18 protein-coding genes and 1 pseudogene are annotated in these 19,950 nt (G+C 74.5%); 10 read left to right on the top strand and 9 right to left on the bottom strand.

From position 1 onward, the window contains the following. Positions 1 to 20: 20 nt before the first annotated feature. Positions 21 to 1,433, bottom strand: coding sequence for a pyridoxal phosphate-dependent decarboxylase family protein (locus MRBLMG1_RS25245; RefSeq protein ID WP_367826386.1), 1,413 nt, complete (start codon positions 1,431 to 1,433; stop codon positions 21 to 23). Positions 1,434 to 1,604: 171 nt separating this feature from the next. On the opposite strand from MRBLMG1_RS25245, the gene MRBLMG1_RS25240 reads away from it, so the two are divergent. Further along, on the top strand, positions 1,605 to 2,396 hold the full coding sequence (locus tag MRBLMG1_RS25240) for a hypothetical protein (RefSeq protein ID WP_367826385.1): 792 nt from the start codon (positions 1,605 to 1,607) through the stop codon (positions 2,394 to 2,396). Between the two features lie 125 nt (positions 2,397 to 2,521). Here MRBLMG1_RS25240 and MRBLMG1_RS25235 read toward each other — a convergent pair whose 3' ends face one another. The 4 genes from MRBLMG1_RS25235 to MRBLMG1_RS25220 form a co-directional block, all read right to left on the bottom strand. Then, a complete protein-coding gene (locus MRBLMG1_RS25235) occupies positions 2,522 to 3,901 on the bottom strand; it encodes an NAD(P)/FAD-dependent oxidoreductase (RefSeq protein WP_367826384.1) in 1,380 nt (459 codons plus the stop codon). A 134-nt stretch (positions 3,902 to 4,035) separates the two neighbouring features. Beyond that, positions 4,036 to 5,244, bottom strand: coding sequence for a YncE family protein (locus MRBLMG1_RS25230; RefSeq protein WP_367826383.1), 1,209 nt, complete (start codon positions 5,242 to 5,244; stop codon positions 4,036 to 4,038). 173 nt (positions 5,245 to 5,417) lie between these two features. After that, on the bottom strand, positions 5,418 to 5,999 hold the full coding sequence (locus MRBLMG1_RS25225; protein ID WP_367826382.1) for a dienelactone hydrolase family protein: 582 nt from the start codon (positions 5,997 to 5,999) through the stop codon (positions 5,418 to 5,420). Positions 6,000 to 6,165: 166 nt separating this feature from the next. Then, on the bottom strand, positions 6,166 to 6,546 hold the full coding sequence (locus MRBLMG1_RS25220; RefSeq protein ID WP_367826502.1) for a hypothetical protein: 381 nt from the start codon (positions 6,544 to 6,546) through the stop codon (positions 6,166 to 6,168). A 202-nt stretch (positions 6,547 to 6,748) separates the two neighbouring features. On the opposite strand from MRBLMG1_RS25220, the gene MRBLMG1_RS25215 reads away from it, so the two are divergent. The 6 genes from MRBLMG1_RS25215 to MRBLMG1_RS25190 all read left to right on the top strand — a co-directional run bounded on the left by MRBLMG1_RS25215 (position 6,749) and on the right by MRBLMG1_RS25190 (position 13,028). After that, entirely contained in the window at positions 6,749 to 7,957 is a 1,209-nt protein-coding gene (locus MRBLMG1_RS25215) for an RNA ligase (RefSeq protein WP_367826381.1), read from the top strand. 2 nt (positions 7,958 to 7,959) lie between these two features. Continuing rightward, positions 7,960 to 8,874 (top strand): AAA family ATPase, encoded by a 915-nt coding sequence (locus MRBLMG1_RS25210; protein ID WP_367826380.1) that lies wholly within the window; start codon positions 7,960 to 7,962, stop codon positions 8,872 to 8,874. 66 nt (positions 8,875 to 8,940) lie between these two features. Further along, positions 8,941 to 9,642 (top strand): ribonuclease H family protein, encoded by a 702-nt coding sequence (locus tag MRBLMG1_RS25205; RefSeq protein WP_367826379.1) that lies wholly within the window; start codon positions 8,941 to 8,943, stop codon positions 9,640 to 9,642. A 289-nt stretch (positions 9,643 to 9,931) separates the two neighbouring features. Beyond that, a complete protein-coding gene (locus tag MRBLMG1_RS25200) occupies positions 9,932 to 10,615 on the top strand; it encodes a GNAT family N-acetyltransferase (RefSeq protein WP_367826378.1) in 684 nt (227 codons plus the stop codon). A gap of 389 nt (positions 10,616 to 11,004) precedes the next feature. Beyond that, a complete protein-coding gene (locus MRBLMG1_RS25195; protein WP_367826377.1) occupies positions 11,005 to 12,108 on the top strand; it encodes an enoyl-CoA hydratase/isomerase family protein in 1,104 nt (367 codons plus the stop codon). Then, positions 12,105 to 13,028, top strand: a complete 924-nt coding sequence (locus MRBLMG1_RS25190) for a glutaminase (RefSeq protein ID WP_367826376.1) — start codon at positions 12,105 to 12,107, stop codon at positions 13,026 to 13,028. Before MRBLMG1_RS25195 ends, MRBLMG1_RS25190 begins: the two co-directional genes overlap by 4 nt. 39 nt (positions 13,029 to 13,067) lie before the next feature. Here MRBLMG1_RS25190 and MRBLMG1_RS25185 read toward each other — a convergent pair whose 3' ends face one another. Continuing rightward, on the bottom strand, positions 13,068 to 13,679 hold the full coding sequence (locus tag MRBLMG1_RS25185; RefSeq protein WP_367826375.1) for a TetR/AcrR family transcriptional regulator: 612 nt from the start codon (positions 13,677 to 13,679) through the stop codon (positions 13,068 to 13,070). 91 nt (positions 13,680 to 13,770) lie between these two features. Here MRBLMG1_RS25185 and MRBLMG1_RS25180 point away from each other — a divergent pair, with 91 nt between their 5' ends. Beyond that, positions 13,771 to 14,211 (top strand): DUF4345 domain-containing protein, encoded by a 441-nt coding sequence (locus MRBLMG1_RS25180; protein WP_367826374.1) that lies wholly within the window; start codon positions 13,771 to 13,773, stop codon positions 14,209 to 14,211. Between the two features lie 118 nt (positions 14,212 to 14,329). Here the strand turns inward: MRBLMG1_RS25180 and MRBLMG1_RS25175 are convergent. After that, positions 14,330 to 15,054, bottom strand: a pseudogene (locus tag MRBLMG1_RS25175) (lysophospholipid acyltransferase family protein). A gap of 199 nt (positions 15,055 to 15,253) precedes the next feature. Here MRBLMG1_RS25175 and MRBLMG1_RS25170 point away from each other — a divergent pair. Further along, entirely contained in the window at positions 15,254 to 15,760 is a 507-nt protein-coding gene (locus tag MRBLMG1_RS25170; protein WP_367826373.1) for a hypothetical protein, read from the top strand. A gap of 144 nt (positions 15,761 to 15,904) precedes the next feature. Then, a complete protein-coding gene (secD, locus tag MRBLMG1_RS25165; RefSeq protein WP_367826372.1) occupies positions 15,905 to 18,196 on the top strand; it encodes a protein translocase subunit SecD in 2,292 nt (763 codons plus the stop codon). 92 nt (positions 18,197 to 18,288) lie between these two features. On the opposite strand, the gene MRBLMG1_RS25160 is transcribed toward secD, so the two are convergent. Together MRBLMG1_RS25160 and mgt are read right to left on the bottom strand one after the other, a co-directional pair. Next, complete coding sequence (locus tag MRBLMG1_RS25160; protein WP_367826371.1) at positions 18,289 to 18,687, bottom strand: DUF4440 domain-containing protein; 399 nt, start codon at positions 18,685 to 18,687, stop codon at positions 18,289 to 18,291. A 9-nt stretch (positions 18,688 to 18,696) separates the two neighbouring features. Then, the gene (mgt, locus tag MRBLMG1_RS25155) at positions 18,697 to 19,929 is read right to left on the bottom strand and encodes a macrolide-inactivating glycosyltransferase (protein ID WP_367826370.1); all 1,233 of its coding nucleotides are present in this window, start codon (positions 19,927 to 19,929) and stop codon (positions 18,697 to 18,699) included. Positions 19,930 to 19,950 lie beyond the last annotated feature (21 nt).

Below are 19,950 nucleotides of genomic sequence, written 5' to 3'. Positions count from 1 at the left end.
TCTCACCCCCGGACCGACGCTCACGCCCCCGGCACGGCGGAGAGTCGCCGTACCGCGCGCGCCAGCGCGTCCCGGACCCGGTCCGTGTCCGCCTCCGTGGTACGCCAGTTGCTGAACGCGGCCCGCAGCGCGGGCGTCCCGTGCAGGACGGTCGGGGTGAGGAACGCCTCGCCGGAGTCGGCGACCGCCCCCGCCAGGGCGCCCAGCCGCTCCGTCGTCGGCCCGTCGGCGAGGGTGAAGCAGACGACGTTCAGGTGCACCGGCGCGAGCAGCCGCAGCCCGGGGACGGCGGAGATCCCCTCGCCCAGCCGCCGGGCCAGGGCGACACAGCGCTCGACGATCTCGGCATGCCCTTCGCGCCCGTACGCCGTCAGCGAGAACCAGGTGGCCAGCGCGCGCAGCCGCCGGGAGTTCTCCGGAGTCAGGTGCAGGAAGTCGGGGGTACCGGTGGGGAGGCCGAGATACGGCGACTCGTTGTGGAAGACCCGCACCTGGAGGTCCTGGCGGCGGGTGAACTGCACGGCGGCGTCGTACGGCACGTTCAGCCACTTGTGCAGGTCCACGCAGATCGAGTCGGCGGCGTCGAGCCCGTCGACGAGCGGGGCGTGTGCGGGGGAGAGGGCGGCGAACGCGCCGAACGCGGCGTCCACGTGCAGCCAGAAGTCGTGGCGCTCCTTGAGGGCGGCGATGGCCCGCAGGTCGTCGAAGTCGACCGTGTTCACCGTCCCGGCGTTGGCGACGACCACGGCGGGCTCCCCGTTCAGCGACTCCAGCGCCTCGGCCAGCCGCGCCACGTCCACCGCCTCACGCTCCCCGCCGAGCAGCGGCACCGGCCGCAACCGGTCGCGGCCGACCCCCAGGACGGACAGCGCCTTCGTGACGCTGGAGTGCGGACTACCGGACAGCACGTGCACCGGGCCGAGCGCGGCCACTCCCTCCCGGGCCACCGAGACGCCCCGGCGCTCGCCCAACCACTCCCGGGCCACGGCCAGCCCCACGGTGTTCGACATCGTCGCCCCGCTGACGAACGCGCCCCGGTGCGCAGCGCCCAGCCCGAACAGCTCCCGCAGCCACCCCAGCGTCTCGTGCTCCAGAGCATCGGCGGTCGACCCGCCGCCGCTGGAGCCGTTCTGGTCGTACGCGCCGGTCAGCCAGTCGCCGGCGAGCGCCGCCGGAGTGGCACCGCCCGTCACGAACCCCAGGTAGCGGGGCCCCGCCGAACCGGAGAACCCGGGCTCCCAGCGCCGCGCGAACCGCTCCAGCGCGCCCTGCGCGCCCACGCCCGCCGACGGCAGCCGGTCGGGCACGGGCGCCTTCGCCGCGGTGGCGACCGGCCGCTCCCCGACCCCGGACAGCTGATGGGCCGCGAAGTCACGGGCGGACTGCAGGAGTTCGGGGAGCCGTTCGAGGTCGGCGGCGAGCGTCGGATGCATGGCCTCACCCTAGGCAGGCCCGGGGGAGGTGCGCGGGGGCCAATCCGAAGAGAGTGGCCTGCCCGCACGCCGCGGGCGTCCGTACGGGTGAGGGGGCGGGCACGGCGCGACGGCGGACCGCCGAACGGGTACGCATCGCTGCATTGCCCCCGGCCAGGAGGATGCCGACCCATGTCCGTACGCAAGGGCGCCCCCGCGCTGCTGAGCGCCGGCACACTGTGCGCGGTCCTGCTGCTCACCGGGTGCGCGGGCACCGCACCCACGAACCCCGCCGCCGCGCGGACCCCCGCGAGCGGGCCCGCCGCGGATGACGCCCGCCCCGACGCGGCCCCGCCGGACACCGCCGCCAACAGCCTCGCGTCCGCGCCCGTCCCCCGCATCCCCGGCATCGGCCCCGCCACCCACGCCTCCGTCCCGGACAGCACGTCCCAGGCGCTCGTCGTCACCGGTTCGAGCCCGGACTCCCACACGGCCACCGCGACGCTGTACGCACGGGACCCGGCCGGCGGCTGGACCGAGCAGGCAGGGCCCTGGCCCGCGCACAACGCGCTGGAGGGCTGGACCTCCGACCACGTCGCGGGAGACCTGCGCACCCCGATCGGCGTGTTCCGGCTCGGCGACGCGGGCGGCCGGCTGCCCGACCCCGGCTCCCGCCTCCCGTACGACCAGGACGCGGAGTTCGCGATCACCGGTACGGGCTTCTCCGGCGAGCCCCTGGAAGGCTCCTTCGACCACGTCGTCGCCATCGACTACAACCGGGTCCCCGGCCGGACCCCGCTCGACAAGGAACGCCCGCTCGGCGCCGAGAAGGGCGGCGGGGTCTGGATCCACGTCGACCACGGCGGCCCCACCCAGGCCTGCGTGGCCCTGGAACGCGAGGCGCTCCGCGAACTCCTGCGCGCCCTCGACCCGGCGAGGGAGCCCGTCGTGGTCATGGGCCCGGCCCCCGACCTCGCGCGCTGACGACGGTCGCGCGTGCGAGCCTGCGGCCGGGTGCTTGCGGCCAAGTGCCTGCGGCCAAGTGCCTGCGGCCGGGTGCCGGGTGCCGGGTGCGGGGTGCCGGGTGGGCGGGTGTCGCGTCCGGGACGTCAGTTCCCGCCGGCCCCGACCGCCCCGCGGAACGAGGCCGTGTGCTCACGGACCTGCTCCGGCGTCAGATAGGCGTCCGTGTACTCGAAGTCCCGCAGCGTCCCCGCCTTCGACGCCAGGAACCCGGTCCGTACGTAGTCGTCGCCCGCGGCGGCGTTGAGCAGCCAGTTCGTCATCACCCGGGTCTTGGCCACGTTGGTCCGCAGCGCGGCCCAGTGATAGGCCCGGGCCACGGCCTGCGCCGGCATGCCGTGCAGTTCGACGCCGAGCGGCTTCGAGACGCCGTCCATGCCGCCGAGGTCCACCACGAGCCCCAGGTCCTTGTGGACGTACGGGTGGGTGGGCTCCCCGCGCAGCCTGGCGACCAGGTTGTCGGCGACGGCCTTGCCCTGCCGCATCGCGTGCTGCGCGGTCGGCGGGCAGATCGCCCCCTCCTCGCCCTTGGCGAGGTCGGGCACCGCCGCCGCGTCGCCGAGGGCCCACACGCCTTCGAGGCCGGGCACGTCCATCTCGGCCGAGACGACGAGCCGGCCGCGGAGGGTCTCCGCGCCGAGCGTGCCGATCAGCGGACTCGCGGCGACGCCGGCCGTCCAGATCAGCGTGCGGCTCGGCAGCACCCGCCCGTCGGTGAGCGTCACCGTCTCCTCGTCGACCGAGGCCACCGAGACGCCGAGCGAGACCTCGATGCCGCGCTTGGTCAGGATGTCCATCGCCGCCGAGCCGAGCTTCTCGCCCAGCTCCGGCATCAGCTTCGGCGCGATGTCGACCAGGTGCCACTTGATGAGGTTCGGGTCGAGCCGCGGATACCGCTTGACCGCGTTGCGGGTGAGCAGTTGGAGGCAGGCCGCCGTCTCCGTGCCCGCGTAGCCGCCGCCGACCACCACGAACCGCAGGCGCGCGGCCCGCTCCTCGTCGTCGTTGCTCGCGTCGGCCAGGTCCAGCTGGGCGATGACGTGGTCGCGGATGTACACGGCCTCCGCCAGCGTCTTCATGCCCCGAGCGTGCTCGGCGAGCCCGGGGATGTCGAAACTGCGGGTCACGCTGCCGGGCGCGAGGACGAGGTGGTCGTAGGGCTCGGTCACGAACTCGCCTGAGATCGTGCGCACCACGCAGACCTTCGCCGCCGTGTCGATCCCCACCACACCGCCGGGGACGATCCGGGTGCGGTGCCGCTGGCTGCGCCGCAGCGACAGGGCCACCGACTGCGGGGTCAGCACCCCCGCCGCCACCTGGGGGAGCAGCGGCAGGTACAGCTGGTACGAGAACGGCGACAGGAGCGTGATCAACGCCTCCCGCTCCGTGAGCCGCCGTTCGAGCCTCCGCACACAGCCCACTCCGGCGAATCCCGCGCCCACCACGAGAATCCTCGGTCGACTCACGCTGTCCGCCCTTCCGTACGGGCGTGCAATACGCCCTCGCCAGTGGCTGAATAAGCCGATTCGGCGATGTCTCGCTGACTATCCGTGGTTCACCCTTTCTATCGCCATTGCCGTCGTATCGCTCTTCGACGGGGTCAGAGGACGGCGATCCCCAGGGGGCGCGATCCCGCGGCGAGGCGCCGGGTGTCGCCCGAGGCGAGGTCGACGACGGTCAGGCCGTCCCAGTAGCCGTCGCGGGTGAATCCGCCGGTCACATACGCGGTCCGCCCGTCGCGGGGGACGGCCACGCTCTCGTGCGCCCCTTCCAGGGGGTAGACCCGCTCGGCCCCGGCGGGGGTGCGGACGGTGAGGGAGGGACCGCGGTCCTCGGCCGGGTCGATCGGGCCCGTGCCGACCGTGAACAGGGTGCCGTCGGCGGTGACGGTGACGCCGTGCTGGTGGGTGTTCGCGGTCATCGGCTCGATCGTCGTCCGGCCGGTCCGCGGGTCGACCACCGCGAGCCGCTCGCCCTCGAAGGGGAGCAGCAGCTTGCCGTCCGTGGGGCGGACGGCCGCGTAGTGCGGCTTGAGCCAGGAACCGAGGCCGCCCTCCGTGCCGTACGGGGCGACCTCCACACGCCGCGTCCGCAGGGTGTCCGCGGCGACGACCGTGACGTCGAAGGAGTCGTGGTTCGTCGCGTACACCTCGGCGCCGTTCCGCGACACGTCCACGTCGAACGGGCGCCGGCCCACCTCGACGGCGTCCGTGACCCGCAGGGCCGCCGTGTCGACGACCTCCAGGGCGCCGTTGCCGCCCGGCACGTTGACCCCCACGTACACCCGGCGCCCGTCCGGGGAGAGCACGATGCCCATGCCCCCGCCCCGGTACTCGCCCGTCGTCACCGGCCCGGTGTCCGTCCGGTACGGCACGAGCGCGAGGCGCTGCCTGGTCGCCGTGTCCACGACCGCCACGCCCTCGGCGGTCGCCACCCACGCGCGCCCGTCCTCGCCGACGACCAGCCCGTACGGAGCGGTGCCGACCTTCACGGAGCCCGTCGCCCCGCGCGCGGGGTCGACGAAGGTGACGGTGTCGGATCCGAAGTCGCCGACGAGGAGCGTGCCCGGGGTTGGCGCACCCGCCACGGCCGAGTCGGCCGGCGCCGGGGTCACGGTGACGGACCCGCCCGGCGAGGCCGTCCCGGGGGACGCCGGCGCGGCCGTGGAGGAGCCCCCGGAGCGCGGTGTCGAGTCCGTGGCGGAGGCCGCCCCTCCGGCGCCCTGCGCGCACCCCGCGAGCAGGGCGGCGGCCACCGCCGCGGGCACGAGCGCCCGGACGGAACGGGGCGAACGGCGGAACGCTGTCATGACGGACTCCTCGCTGCGGGGACCACACGGCCCGGACGGCTCCGCGCCCTGCACCGATCCTCCGCCCGTGGCACGCCCGGCCCGGTCCGCCGCCCGGCTCCCGGGCCACGGCGGGACGGACGACCCGCGGGTCCACCGATCGGTCGACCCGGAGCCCGCGCGGCGGAGCCGGTTCAGCGCTTGAGGCCGTCCAGGAAGCAGAGCACGCGCTCGACGCACAGGGCGGCCGCCTCCGGCACGTAGGACGGTGCGCCGCGTTCCGCGAACAGGTGCGAGGTCCCCGGGTACAGGAACAGCCTCCGATCCTCCGCGTCCGCCACGAGCGCCCGCGCCGCCTCGACGTCCCCCTCGTCGACGAAGAACGAGTCGGCGTCCATGCCGTGCACCTGCGCGGGCACGCCGGCCGGCCAGGCCGTGCCGAAGGAGTCCACGGGCACACAGGCGCTCAGCAGCACGGCACCGAGCGCCCCGGCCCGGGTCTGCGCCAGCTTCTGCGCGGGGAGCACACCGAGTGAGACCCCCACGTAGACGATCTCCTCCGGCAGCCTGTCGGCGGCCCGCACGCCACGCTCCACGAGCGCGTCGAAGCCGACCTCCATGGCGTACCCGACACCGGCCTCCAGGTCCGTGAACGTGCGCCCCTCGTACAGGTCGGGGGTGTGCACCGTGTGCCCCGACCGCCGCAGCTCGCCGGCGAACGCGGCGATCCCGTCGGTCAGCCCGAGCGAGTGGTGGAAGAGCAGAACCTCGGCCATGTCGTCATCCCCTGTTCACCGTCCGCAGCCCGCCCCCGTGCCCGGCACAGGCCATTGCGGGGACAGCATCGCGCACGGCACTGACAACGAGGGCCGGCCAGGCGGTGTCCTGCCGATCAGGCCCCGCGAGCCCGGCCTGATCGGCAAGACACCCGCCGGACAGGCCCTAGAGCTGCGGCCGGTGCGGCATGACGGCGGCGCCCGGCTGAGGGTGGGACATCAGCGCGGCGCCCTGACCCATGCCGTTCGGGCCGTGGCCGCCCTGGACCATTCCGCCCTGGACCATGCCGTGCTGCCCCATGCCGTGCTGCCCCATGCCGTTCGGGACGCCCATGCCGCCCTGGTGGCCCGCGACGGCGACCTGCCCGCCGACGCCCGCGTGAGCGGCCGGTGCCTGCGGCCCCGGAACGCCCTGCGGCGGCATCTGGATGACCCGGCTCAGGTCCCGCAGAACCTCCTCGGCGACCTGGCGGACGTCACCCGGAACATCCCCCCGCTCCCGTATGAGCTCGGCGTAGATCGGTGCCGTGCCATCCGCGTGGTTCATGGGGCTCGCTTCCTTCGACTGCGCCGGTTCCGTCACCGGCGGGCGACGGCGAGTCTACGGGGCACCACCGACACGGCAGGGCTCGGGAGCCGGCCCGCCGGCTCCGAAACGGGCCTCCGGGAACCCCTCGCCCCCCGAAATTCGCTGTCCTCCCCGGCAGGTCCTGCCGAGAATGGATCACCGAACAACCGGGAGGGACCCCATGAGCCAGGCGACCCTGACTCTGCACGACCTGATGCCGTCCGACGAGCTCGCCACCGCACTCGACGAGGGGCATGTCACACGCAAGCGGCACCCCGGGCTGCCGCTGTCGATCTACACGTACACGCGCGCGTGCCAGTACGCCCAGCACTGGAACAGGGCGACCACACGCTGCCGCGGCCTCGTCGCGGACGACACCACCGGACGGATCGTCGCCCTCCCCCTCCCCAAGTTCTTCAACCTGGCCGAACACGCCACCGGCCGCCCCTACGCGCCGCCGCTGCCGGACGAGCCCTTCGAGGTCTACGACAAGGTCGACGGCAGCCTCGGCGTGGTCTTCCACTACGGGGACCGCTGGCACGCCGCCTCCAAGGGCTCCTTCACCAGCGCCCAGGCCACCTGGGCCCAGCGCCGACTGGACGCCGCCGACACCTCGGGCCTGACCCCGGGAGTCACGTACCTCGCCGAGATCCTCTACCCGCACAACCGCATCGTCGTGAACTACGGCGACCGGCGCGACCTGGTCCTGCTGGCCGCCTTCGACCGCGACGGCACGGAGATCCCGCTCGCCGAGGCGGCCGCCTCCTGGCGGGACATCGGCTCGGTCGTCCGCACCTGGCCCGCCATGACCCTCGCCGAGCTCACCGCCCACACCGAGGCCAACACCCTCCCCGGCGGTGTCCCGGCCACCGGCACCGACGCCGAGGGCTTCGTGCTGCGCTTCGCCTCGGGCCTGCGGGCCAAGGCCAAGCTCACCGAGTACGTACGCCTCCACAAGGTGCTCACCGGCGTCACCGAGCGGGACATCTGGCGCGGCCACGGCATCCAGCGCTTCGCCGCCGTGCCCGCGGCCCGGCTGGCCACGGGCATCGGCTGCTCCGTCGCCGACGTGGAGGCCTCCGGAGGCAAGCCGCTCGACGCCCTCCTCGAACAGGTCCCCGACGAGTTCGACGCCTGGGTGCGCGAGGTCGTCGCGGGCCTCGAAGAGGCCGCCGACCGGCGCGAGCGCGCCGTCGACGAGGCCTACACCCGCCTGGCGCACCTCGCCGGCGACCGGGCCGCCTTCGCCCGTGCCGCCGCGGAGGTGACCGACCGGGGGGTGCGAGCCGCGCTCTTCCTGCGCCTCGACGGGCGCCCCACCGACCTCCTCGTGTGGCGTCAGATACGCCCCGAGGCCACCGACCCCTTCACGCACGACGAGGAGAACTGACCGTGCCTGTCGTCCACGTCATGACCGGCCTCCCGGCCTCCGGGAAGACGACGGCCGCCCGCGCCCTCCAGGCCGCCGCCGAGGGACGCGTCCGCCGCGTCAACCTCGACGACCTGCGCTCCATGCTCGACCTCCCCGCGGGCGACCGGCGCTCCCGCACGCACGAGCAGACCGTGCTGGGCATCCAGGACGCCGCCGTCCGCGCGGCCGTGGACGACGGCTTCGACGTCGTCGTCGACAACACCCACCTGACCCCGCACATCCCGAAGCGGCTCAAGGCCGCCGTCGCCGGCCGGGCCGCCACCTTCGTCGTCCACGACTTCACCGACGTACCCGTCGACGAGTGCGTCCGCCGCGACGCCGCCCGCGACCGGCCCGTCGGCGAGGAGATCATCCGCCTCCTCGCCGACAAGCACGCCAAGGCCACCCGCGGCGGCTGGCGCCTCACCGCGGAATGGCTCAACGACCGGCCCGCCGGCCTGCCCTACGTCGCCGACCCGGCCCTCCCCTCGGCCGTCATGTGCGACATCGACGGCACCCTCGCCCTGCGCGGCGACCGCGGCCCGTACGACTTCACGCGCTGCGGCGAGGACCTGCTCAACCCCTCCGTACGGGACGCCCTGCGGGCCTTCCGGCACGCCGAGAGCGACCGGATCGTCCTGCTGTCGGGTCGCAGCGAGGACCACCGCGCCCTCACCGAGACCTGGCTCGACCGGCACGAGGTGCCGTACGACGAGCTGTGGATGCGGGCCTCCGGCGACGGCCGCGGCGACGACATCGTGAAGGCGGAGCTCTTCGACGCCCACGTGCGCCACCGCTACGCCGTCCGCGTCTCCCTCGACGACCGCGACCGCGTCGTCGCCCTCTGGCGCCGGATGGGGCTGCCCACCTGGCAGGTCAACTACGGGGCCTTCTGACGGCCGTCCCCCGCGCGGTCGCGGGGGTGGGACCACCCACCCCCGCGACCGTGTCAGGATCGTGGGATGGTGGAAAAGATCATCGCGGCGTGCGACGGCGCGTCGAAGGGAAACCCCGGCCCCGCGGCCTGGGCATGGGTCATCGGCCGCTCCGACGGCGAGGTCGACCGCTGGGAGGCGGGGCCCCTCGGGCGGGCGACCAACAACGTGGCCGAACTCACGGCCCTGGAACGGCTCCTCGAAGCCCTCGACCCGGGCGTGCCCGCCGAGGTCCGGATGGACTCGCAGTACGCCATGAAGGCCGTCACGACGTGGCTGCCGGGCTGGCGCCGCAAGGGCTGGAAGACCTCGTCGGGCTCTCCCGTCGCCAACAAGGAGCTCGTCGTGCGCATCGACGCGCTGCTCACCGGCCGCGACGTCGCCTTCGTCTACGTGCCCGCCCACCAGGTCGACGGCGACCCCCTCAACGACGCCGCGGACCGGGCGGCCAGCCACACCGCCCGCACCCAGGAGCCCACGGGCTCCGCCGCCGGCGCTCCGCTGCCCCCGCCGGAAGCCCCGTCGCGCGCCTCCGCGCCCCGGACGCGCGCCTTCGCGACCTCCTCCTCGGGAGCGTCGTCCCCGGCCTCGTCCACGCGGCGGAGTCGCCCGTCCGGCGGCACCCTCAAAGCGAAGTTTCCGGGCCGCTGCCGCTGCGGCAAGGCCTACGACAAGGGCGAGACCATCGCCAAGAACGCCGACGGCTGGGGCCATCCCACCTGCGTCTGAAGGCGGGGGCCGTCCGACTGGCGGGCGGCCCTGTCCGGCTCGTGAGACCGGTGAAACGGGGTGTGCGGCAGGCTTCACCCACGTGTGGGTACGGGTTCGTCCTGGGTTCTGTTCTCGGAGCGGTTGTGGCTGCATACTGTTCCTCCTCGCACCTGGTGACGAACCGTTTTACCTGCGATTTCATCGCTTTCACGACGTGATTCGGCACCCGGCGAGAACCTCCCTCCCGCTGCCGCCGCGGCCACTCCTCGGCGGGAGCTCTCCCTGCCCGTGAAAGACCCGAGGACCCGTGCCAGTACCTGTTCTCCTGACCGGGCGCTCCGTGCGCCTGGAGCCGCTGGCGATGCGGCACGCCGAGGCCCTCGCCCGGGCCGGCGGGGCGGACCGATCGGCCTACGCCTTCACCCCCGTACCCGACGGCTTCGAATCGGCCCTCGACTACATCGCCCGCGCCCTCTCCGATCAGGCGGCAGGCCGATGCCTGCCCTTCGCCCTGATCAGTACGGCCGACGAGCAAGTCATCGGTTCGACCCGGTTCCTCGAACTCGACTACTGGCGGGGACCGCTGGTCTGGCCCCCCGTGCCCGGCATGCCCCACGGCGATCCGCTGACCGCCGTCCCGGACGCCGCCGAGATCGGGAACACGTGGATCTCCGGTGCCGCCCGGGGGACCGGCATCAACACCGAGGCCAAGTACCTCATGCTCCGGCACGCCTTCGAGGCCTGGGGCGTCCGCCGCATCACCCTGCGCGCCGACGCCCGCAACACCCGCTCCCGGGTCGCCATCGAACGCCTCGGCGCCACCTGCGAAGGTGTCCGCCGGGCCCACTCCCGGGGCCTCGACGGAGCCGTCCGCGACACGGCCTTCTACTCGATCCTCGACGACGAATGGCCCACCGTCCGGGACATCATCGAGCTCCGCATGGCCACCCCCCGCCAGGTCCGCGTTCCCCAGGACCTGCTCCCGGCCTGAGCCCCCGGGAACCCGCCCCCTCATGGTCCGGCGGGCGCTAGCGCGCCCGTCGGACGGGTGGTTCCATGGAGGGGACGGGAAGGACCCGGCATGAGGATGCGGAGTAGCGGTCGTAACCGGGCCGTGCACCGTGCAATCAGGATCCGCGAGAAGCGGATGAGTCCTTCCCGCCCTTGACCTGCCCGGCCGTCCCGCCGGCCGCTGCCCGCCGCACCCCGAGGCCCCGCCCGCCGTCTCCGCACGGCCCCGGACGCGCCGTCTCCCGATCGCCCCGGCCCCTCTTCTCCGCGGCCCCGGCCCGCCGTCACCGGCCCTCGAACCGATCGCCCCGCGCGCGCCCGGTACCGTGATCGAAAACAGCGAGCCGCGCGACCCGAAAGGACCGAGTGATGGTGCCGACCGGAACCCCCGACGTGCTTCTCCGGACGGAGGGGCGTGCCGGTTTCATCACCCTGAACCGGCCCCGGGCCATCAACGCGCTCACCCACGCCATGGTCGTCGCCGTAGACGCCGCGCTCGGCGAGTGGGAGCACGACCCCGAGGTCGCCACGGTGGTCATCGAGGGGGCGGGCGAGCGGGGCCTGTGCGCCGGCGGTGACATCCGCGCCATCCACGAGGACGCCCGCGCCGGCGGCTCCGCGTCGGCGGCCTTCTGGCGGGACGAGTACCGGCTCAACGCCCGGATCGCCCGCTACCCGAAGCCGTACGTCGCCCTCATGGACGGCATCGTCATGGGCGGCGGCGTCGGCGTCTCCGCGCACGGCTCGGTCCGAGTGGTCACGGAACGCTCCCGGGTCGCCATGCCGGAGACCGGCATCGGCTTCGTCCCCGACGTCGGCGGTACGTACCTCCTCGGGCGCGCCCCCGGCGAAATCGGCACCCACCTCGCCCTCACCGGCGGAGCCGTCGGCGCGGCCGACGCGCTCCTCGCGGGCCTCGCCGACCACTTCGTCCCGGCCGCCGAACTGCCCGCCCTGGTCGAGGACCTGACGCGGCTGCCCGCCGCGGAGGCCGTCGCCCGCCACGCCGTCGCTCCCCCGGCCGGCGTCCTCGCCGAGCAGCGGGAATGGATCGACGCCTGCTACGGCGCCGCGGACGTCGAGACCGTCGTCGAGCTGCTCTTCGACGCCGGACTCCCCGCCGCCAAGGAAGCCGCGACCACCCTCCTCACGAAGTCGCCCACGGCCCTCAAGGCCACGCTGGCCGCCATCCGCCGCGCCCGCCTGCTCGGCACCCTGGAAGAGGTCCTGGACCTGGAGTTCCGCGCCTCCTGCGCCGCTCTGACCACCCCGGACCTCGTCGAGGGCATCCGCGCCCAGGTGGTGGACAAGGACCGGAACCCGCGCTGGACCCCGTCGACCCTCGCGGAGGTCACCGACGCGGACGTCGCGCGCTACTTCACCGCACCGCCCGGCGGGGACCTCGGCCTCGCGGGCACGCCGGCGGACGTCGACGCCACGGGCGCGGACCGGGACGCCCGCGACTGGGCATGACCACGAACACCTCCTTCCAGCCCGTACTCGACCGCATCGCCGAGGAGATCGCGGAGCTCACCGAGCGGGGCACCCCGGCCGACTACATCCCCGCCCTCGCCGCGGGCGACCCGCGGCGCTTCGGCATGGCCGTCGCGGAACTCGACGGCACGGTCTACGGGGTGGGCGACTGGCGGCACCCCTTCTCCACGCAGTCCGTGACCAAGGTCTTCACCCTCGCGCTCGCCCTCGCCGGGGAGGGCGAGGACCTGTGGGCCCACGTGGGCAGGGAGCCTTCCGGTGACCCGTTCAACTCCCTCGTACAGCTGGAGTACGAGCACGGCATCCCGCGCAACCCGTTCATCAACGCCGGGGCCCTCGTCGTCACCGACCGCCTGCACCGCCTCACCGGCGACGCCTCCGGCAGCCTGCTCGCCTTCCTCCGCGCCGAGAGCGGCAACCCCGACCTCGCCTTCGACTCCGGCGTCGCCGCGTCGGAGGCGGCGCACGGCGACCGCAACGCCGCCCTCGCCCACTTCATGGCCTCCTACGGCAACATCACGGGACCCGTCCCCGACCTGCTGCGCGAGTACTTCCGGCAGTGCTCGCTCGAAGCCTCCTGTGCCGACCTGGCCCTCGCCACCGGCTTCCTCGCCCGGCACGGCCTGCGCGCCGACGGCAGCCGCCTGCTGACCCGCAGTCAGGCCAAGCAGGTCAACGCCGTCATGCTCACCTGCGGCACCTACGACGCCGCCGGCGACTTCGCCTACCGCGTCGGCCTCCCCGGCAAGAGCGGCGTCGGCGGAGCCGTCGTCGCCGTCGTCCCCGGCCGCTGCACCCTCTGCGTCTGGAGCCCCGGACTCGACGCCCGCGGCAACTCGGTCGCCGGCGTGACCGCCCTCGACCGCTTCACCACCATCACGGGCCTGTCCGTGTTCTGACCTCCGCCGGGCCCCGGGGCCGCACGAGCGGTCCTTCGCTCAGTGCGGCGGCCAGTCCGGGGCCGGGTCCTCGTCGAGCAGGGGCCGCAGGGCCCCGACGACCGCCCCGACGCACACGTCACGCAGTTCGGTACGGGTACAGGTCTCGTGGGTCAGCCAGTCGACGCACAGGACCTGCACGAAGACCAGCCAGCTCTTCAGCACCCCCGAAACGGCCGCCCGGGTCCGCTCGTCGGCGAGCGGCAGCACCCCCAGCAGACGCTCGCGCAGGGCGTCGAGCTCCTCGGCGATGATCGTCTGGACGAGACGGTCTCCGGCCAGTACGCGGTTCGCCGCGAGGACCGTGTTCCGGTTCTCCGCGAAGTACGCGATGTGCGCGTCGAGCCCCTCGACCAGCTGCTCGACGAGGGTGTCGGCGGGGTCGAGCCGCGTCTTCGCCAACAGGTCGTCGGAGACCGCCTGGTAGAGCGCGGCGAACAGGTCGCGCTTGCTCGGGAAGTGCTGGTACAGCAGCGCGCGGGAGACGCCGGCGCGCTCGGCGACCGCCTCCATCCGCACCTCGTCGTACGGCTGAGCCGCGAAGAGGCCGGCGGCGACGTCCAGGAGCTGGGCGCGGCGTTCGGCGGGGCTGAGGCGTCGGCGGGGAGGCACGCCGCCATGTTACTTGACACGCGTCTAGTAAGCGGCCGTACGCTGCTGCTCGTCGTTACTGGACGCATGTCTACTGGATGGGGGTCGCACCATGACCAGAGCCAAGGCGTTACGAGGGCTGGCCCTGACGATGGGGTACGCCTGCGTGGCGATCGGAATCCTCCACGTCCTCCTCGGCAACGCCTCGATCCCGGGCGCCGAGAACGCCGGCCCGACGATCGACAGCCTCGGCCGCTTCCTCGGCGCGACCTTCGCCGGCTACGGCCTCGCCTGGCTCTGGGCGGCCCGGCAGACGCCGATCCCGGCGACCGCCGTGCGAGGCCTCACCGCCGTGTTCCTCGCGGGGGCCCTGGGCCGACTGCTCTCCCTCGCCGTCGAAGGACGCCCGCACGGGTTCCAGCTCGCGCTCGCCGCCCTCGAACTCGCCCTCTCCCCGCTGCTGTTCTGGCTGGCGGACGCGGACGCGGACGTCGCCGCACGGGCGGACGGCGAGGGGCGTCCGGCGACGCACGCCCAGGACGACACGGCCTGACGGGCCGTCGGTGGTTCGGCCCCCGGTGCCGGGTCGACGAGTGCCGGTTCAGCGTTGGTGCCGGACCAGCGAGCCCCGGTGGATCTGCTCCGGGGCCGGATCGGCGAGCCCCGGTGGTTCAGCCCTGGCGCCGGACCGGTCGCCGCCGCCACCGTGCGCGCGTCGGCGCGGCGGGCGGCTCGTCGTCGAAGGCCGCCGGTTCGCCCAGGGCTCCCGCCGCCGTGCGCCAGGCCTCGGTGACGGCGCCGTGGGCGAGCAGGGTCGCGGCGGCCACGTCGTCGGGCAACCGGAGCGGGGTCCCGATGTGGACGTGGAGGCCGGGTCTGCGGACGGGCGCGGTGAGGACCCCGGCGATCTGCTTCGCGCGGCCGCCGGAGGTGATCCGCCGGGCGCCGGCCTGCCCGATCGGCACGACCTGCGCCCCGGTGGCGCCGGCGAGCCGGGCGAGCCCGGTACGGAACATCTCGGGCGGGTTCTCGGCGGCGTCCCGGCGGGGCGGGATGCGGCCCTCGGCGTACAGCATCACGTGCCGTCCCGAGGCGAGGGCGACCGCGGCGGCGTCGAGCGCGGCGGCGGCCCGCGCCGAGTTCCGATGGACCGGTACGTGGCCTTCGCGGGTCAGCGCCGGCCGAGTACCGGGACGCGCCACAGCCCCGCCGTGGCGAGCACCACCGGCTCCAGGGCAAGCCGCCTGCGGAGCGCGGCGAGGACCAGCGCGGGGTCGGCCGTCGACGTGTGGTTGACGACCAGGATGCTGCCGGGCTCGATGGAGGCCCCGGCGTCCGCGGTGACGGTCAACCGGCCGAACAACGGCACGACACGGGCGGCGAGACGACTGAGCACGGACGACCCCTGACTCCGGGAAGGATGCGCTGACCGGACCATCGTCGCGGCGCCGTGGGGGTACGGGGATGAGCACGCGTACTCACCTCCGTACCCAACCGCACTCCGTACGGGGCCGGGTGGCCGGCGCTTCCCGCCCCCGGGCTAGTGTGGGCGCGACGGGTCGGCCGGCGCGACGGACCAGGGGAGGTGCGGGACGGTGAGGCGTTCTCCCCGACGGCTCGCGACCCTCCTGCCCGCGCTGCTCTGGGCGATCTGGTCGCTCCTCCTGCTCCCGCCGTCGGGCGCGACGGCCGTGAGCGCCATGGCGCCGGTGAGTGCCGAGACGCCCGTGAGTGCCAAGACGCCCGTGAGCGCCAAGGTACCCGTGAGTGCCGATGCGCCCCTGAGCGCGGCGGCGGCCGTGCAGGCCCCGGCGGCCGTGCACGGCCCGGCGGTCCGGGAAGCCGGGGCCGCGCCGGCCTCCCGCCATGTCGCCTCGCCGGAGTCGCACTTCGGGGCCTCTGCCGGCGTACGGGTGACGGCGGCCGTGGAGAACCCGGTGCGGTTCCCGGGAGCTCCCGCGGCCCCGGCCGCGGCGACCGCCGAGGTTCCCGTACCGACACGGGGACTCGTGGTGGGCGATCCGCGCCGCGAGCGGGCGCCGCCCGGCGGTTCCCACGGTCCGCGCGATCCCCGAGGGCCTCCCTCTCCCCGGCACGACTGACGTTCTCCCGCGTCGCCGTCCGGGTCTTCGGCATGCCCCGGACCGGTCGGCGACGCGCATCCGACCGTACGTCCGGCACGGACGGCTCGGGCTCCCCGGGAAGGGTGACGCCCGCCGGATCCGTGCGCTGCCCGTGGAGTACCCATGCCAGCTCGTTCCGCGCTCCGGCGCGCGCTCCTCGCGTGCGCCGTCGTCGCGCTCGCCCTCTGGATCGCCCTGACCACCTCGCCCCGCCTCGGACTCGACCTCCGCGGCGGGACGCGCATCGTCCTCCAGACCGAGGACGGACCCACGACCCGCGCCGACGCCGCGTCCACCGACCGCGCCCTTGAGGTGCTCCGCAAGCGCGTGGACGGCCTCGGTGTCGCGGAGCCCTCGCTCGCCCGGGCCGGTGAGCGGCGGATCGTCGTCGAACTGCCCGGCCTGCGCGACCCGCAGCGGGCGGCCGAGGTGATCGGCCGGACGGCGCAACTGACCTTTCACGCGGTCACCGGCGAGGCCCGGGGCCCGGCCGGACCCGCCGGCGCGGACGGGACGCGCGTCCTGGCCGACCCGGACGCACCGGGCCGCTTCCTCGCCCTGGCCGCACCCGCGCTCACCGGCGACGGCGTCGAGAGCGCCGAAGCCGTGCTCGACACGGCGAACGGCCGCGGGTGGACGGTCGACCTGTCCTTCCGCGACCGGGCCGCGGACGGCTGGGCGCGGCTGACCGGCGAGGCCGCGTGCGCGGGGCCCGCGGATCCGGCGCGCAGGGTCGCGATCGTGCTCGACGACCGGATCGTCTCCGCTCCCGGCATGCAGGCCGGAGTGCCCTGCGGGGCGGGCATCGCGGGCGGGTCCGCGCAGATCACCGGAGGGTTCTCGGCGCGGGAGGCGCGTGACCTCGGGGCGCTCGTCCAGGGCGGCGCGCTGCCCGTGCCGGTCACGACGGTCGAGCAGAGCACCGTGGGCCCGACGCTCGGCGCCGAGGCGATCAGGGCCAGCGCGCTGGCGGCGGTGATCGGCCTGGCCTGCACCGGGCTCTTCGTGATGGTGGTCTACCGCCTCCTCGGTGTGCTCGCCACGGCCGCCCTCCTGCTGTACGGGCTGATCTCGTACGCCGCGGTGGTCGCCCTGGGAGCCACCCTCACCCTGCCCGGGCTCGCCGGATTCGTCCTGGCCGTCGGGATCGCCGTGGACGCCAACGTGCTGGTCTTCGAACGGGCGAGGGAGGAGTACGCGGCTCTGGGCCGGGCCGCAGGACGCGACCCGCGGCGGCCGGTGACGGTGGCGTTCGGGAAGGTGTGGAGCGCGGTCGCCGACTCCCACGTGACCACCCTGCTCGCGGCCGGCCTGCTGTTCGCCTTCGCCACCGGCCCGGTCAAGGGCTTCGGGGTGACGCTCGCGATCGGCGTCGTCACCTCGGTTCTCACCGCGATGGTCATCACCCGGCTCCTCGCCGACGTCGCCCTGCGCCTTCCGGCGGTGCGCCGCCGCCCGGCACTGACCGGCGTTGCGTCGCTCGGCCGGCTGCGGACGCGGCTGGCCCGCCGGGCCCCCCGCGTGACGGCGTACCGGCGCCGCTGGCTCACCGGCTGCGCGGGACTCCTCCTCGTGGCGCTGGCCGGGATCGGTGTCCGGGGCGTGGAGTTCGGCGTCGAGTTCACCGGCGGCCGGGTCGTGCGGTACGCGGCGGAACGTCCGGTCGACGCCGACGAGGCGCGTACGGCGATCGTCGCCGCCGGTTTCCCCGACGCCGTCGTCCAGACGGCCGGTGACGGCGGCACCGACGTGTCGGTCCGCGTCCGGGAGACGGGCGACGGTGAGCAGCGGGAGATCCGCGAGGCCCTCACCGGGGTCGCGGGCCCGGTGTCCGTGGAGCGGGACGACCTGATCGGACCGAGCCTCGGCGGCGAGCTGCGCACCCATGCCCTGCTCGCCCTCGGACTGGCCGTTGCCGCCCAACTCCTCTATCTGACCGTGCGGTTCCGCTGGACGTACGCGACGGCGGCGGTGGCCGCGATGGCCCAGGACGTGCTGCTCGTCGTCGGCCTCTTCGCCTGGCTGGGCAAGCCGTTCGACAGTGTGTTCCTGGCCGCGCTGCTGACCGTCGTGGGCTATTCCGTCAACGACTCGGTGGTCGTCCTCGACCGGCTGCGGGAGCTGCGCCGCCGAGGTGGCGGCGTCCCGCTGGCGGACCTCGCCGACCGGGCCGTCGCCCAGACCCTGCCGCGTACGGTCAACACCGGCATGGGGGCGCTCTTCGTCCTCGTCGCGCTGGCGGTCCTCGGCGGCGACTCGCTCACCGACTTCTCCGTCGCGCTCCTCGCGGGCGTGGTCCTGGGCATGGCCTCCACCGTGTTCACGGCCCTGCCCCTGGCCGTGGTCCTGGAGCGGCGCCGTCCGGCGCCCGTTCCCGTGGCCGCGCCCCGGCGACGGTCGGGCGCCGTGGTCTGACGCGGCTCGGTGGCGGCCCGTCCCTGTAGCGGGGTGCGACGGGCCGCCTGCCGGGGGCGGGCGGCCGTACGCGGGAGGGGTCCGGGAGCCGGTCAGGGGTGGTCGTACCAGGACAGGGCCGCGATCCGCCAGCCGTCCGGTGTCCGCACGAACTGGAGGGTCTTGGTGCCGGTGCCGTCGTAGTGCTCGCCGTCGAGGACACCGGACTTGCGGTACGTGCCGAACCGCGAGGCGAGGTCGCCCTCGATCCGTGTGTCCTCGGAGGTCTCCCACTCCGAGAACTCGACGAGCCGCCCGCCCGAGAGGAGTTGCTCGCGCGGCACCACGAACTCCTCGACGGAGTACGCCGCGAACGTGGGCGCGGTGCAGACGATCACCCCCTGGGGCAGGACGAGGCGGCGGATCCGCTCCACGTCGGCGGGCTTGCCGCCGCGGTTGTCGAACGCGCCGTAGAACTCGGCGGTCACCCGGTCGATCTCGCTCTTGGACATGGTGCGACCCTACGCGCGGGCCGACGGGTCCGTCGCCCGGTCGGGGAGCCCGGCGAGCTCCGCCTCGACGAGGTCGGCGGCGCGGCGCGTGCCGCCCTCGCGGGCCATCGCGTCCTGGATCTCCCGTGCGCGGCGGGCCACTTCGGGGTCGTCGGCCAGGGCGAGCACCGCCTCGCGCAGGCGTTCCGGGGTGACCTCCTCCATCGGCAGGTGCCGGGCGACGCCCAGGGACTCCAGCATCGCGGCGTTCCCGAACTGGTCGACGGCCTGGGGTACGGCGACCATCGGGGTGGCGGTGGCGAGGCCCTCCTGGCTTCCGCCCGCGCCCGCGTGCGTGACGAAGGCGTCGGCCTCGCGGAGGATCGCGAGCTGCGGCACCCAGGCGTGCGCCTCGACGTTGGCGGGCAGGTCGCCGAGCTCCGCCGGATCGACGAACTTCCCGATCTGCAGGACGACGTGCCAGTCCGGAAGACCGCGGAACGCCTCCACGCAGTCCCGGTAGAAGCCGGGCTGCTTGGTGAAGGAGGACCCCAGCGAGACGAGGAGCACCTTGCGCGCGCCCTCGGGCCGCCGCCACTCGCCCTGCTCGGCGCGGGCGCCCTGGCAGGCGCCGACGAACGTGTACACGGACTCGTCCACCCGGTCGGCGTGCGGCTGGAGCGCCTTGGGGATGAGCACCACCGCGCGGCGCGGCCGTGCCACGAACCGGTCGGGTTCCGCGTCGATCCCGTGGCCGGCCAGCCACTCCCCGAACCGCGCGTAGTACGCCTTGCCGCGCGCCGATGCCTTGAGCTCGGCGAACATGGGTTCGGCGACCTCCTCCTCGTATCCCTCCCACGGCACCAGGTTGGGCCACAGCGACAGTGCGGGCACGCCCCATCCGTGGGCGAGCACGGGCGCCGGGTAGGACGTGATGTCGTGGAGGACGAGGTCGGGCCGGTCCTCCGCGAAGGCCTCCGCGAGCTGAGGCAGCGCCTGCACGGCGTCGGCCAGGAACGGTTCGATGTTGTCGATCAGTTCCGTGCCCCAGGCGTCCGGGTCGTCGTCGGTCGGCAGCGTGGACCCGTAGACGACGGGGGTGGCGCCGGTCGCGGCGACCTTCTCCGCGAAGGAGGCGGGAACGGCGTAGCTGACCCGGTGGCCGCGCGCGACGAGTTCGCGGATGACCTCCAGGCTGGGGTTCACGTGACCGTGGGCGGCGATGGAGAACATGGCGATGTGGGCGGGGGAGGTGGTGGTCATGACGCCACCCTAAGCGAGACG

Origin of the sequence: Streptomyces sp. LMG1-1-1.1 (genome assembly GCF_040815545.1) — a bacterium.
Lineage (GTDB): Bacteria > Actinomycetota > Actinomycetes > Streptomycetales > Streptomycetaceae > Streptomyces.
The sequence above is the reverse complement of the archived record's forward strand: the minus strand, read 5'-3'. Positions and strand labels throughout refer to the sequence as shown.

Coding starts and splice junctions, on each gene's coding strand:
- MRBLMG1_RS25195 (WP_367826377.1), top strand. CDS start 11,005: ATGGTGCCGACCGGAACCCCCGACGTGCTTCTCCGGACGGAGGGGCGT.
- mgt (WP_367826370.1), bottom strand. CDS start 19,929: ATGACCACCACCTCCCCCGCCCACATCGCCATGTTCTCCATCGCCGCC.
- MRBLMG1_RS25190 (WP_367826376.1), top strand. CDS start 12,105: ATGACCACGAACACCTCCTTCCAGCCCGTACTCGACCGCATCGCCGAG.
- MRBLMG1_RS25240 (WP_367826385.1), top strand. CDS start 1,605: ATGTCCGTACGCAAGGGCGCCCCCGCGCTGCTGAGCGCCGGCACACTG.
- MRBLMG1_RS25245 (WP_367826386.1), bottom strand. CDS start 1,433: ATGCATCCGACGCTCGCCGCCGACCTCGAACGGCTCCCCGAACTCCTG.
- MRBLMG1_RS25225 (WP_367826382.1), bottom strand. CDS start 5,999: ATGGCCGAGGTTCTGCTCTTCCACCACTCGCTCGGGCTGACCGACGGG.
- MRBLMG1_RS25180 (WP_367826374.1), top strand. CDS start 13,771: ATGACCAGAGCCAAGGCGTTACGAGGGCTGGCCCTGACGATGGGGTAC.
- MRBLMG1_RS25230 (WP_367826383.1), bottom strand. CDS start 5,244: ATGACAGCGTTCCGCCGTTCGCCCCGTTCCGTCCGGGCGCTCGTGCCC.
- secD (WP_367826372.1), top strand. CDS start 15,905: ATGCCAGCTCGTTCCGCGCTCCGGCGCGCGCTCCTCGCGTGCGCCGTC.
- MRBLMG1_RS25220 (WP_367826502.1), bottom strand. CDS start 6,546: ATGAACCACGCGGATGGCACGGCACCGATCTACGCCGAGCTCATACGG.
- MRBLMG1_RS25160 (WP_367826371.1), bottom strand. CDS start 18,687: ATGTCCAAGAGCGAGATCGACCGGGTGACCGCCGAGTTCTACGGCGCG.
- MRBLMG1_RS25205 (WP_367826379.1), top strand. CDS start 8,941: ATGGTGGAAAAGATCATCGCGGCGTGCGACGGCGCGTCGAAGGGAAAC.
- MRBLMG1_RS25215 (WP_367826381.1), top strand. CDS start 6,749: ATGAGCCAGGCGACCCTGACTCTGCACGACCTGATGCCGTCCGACGAG.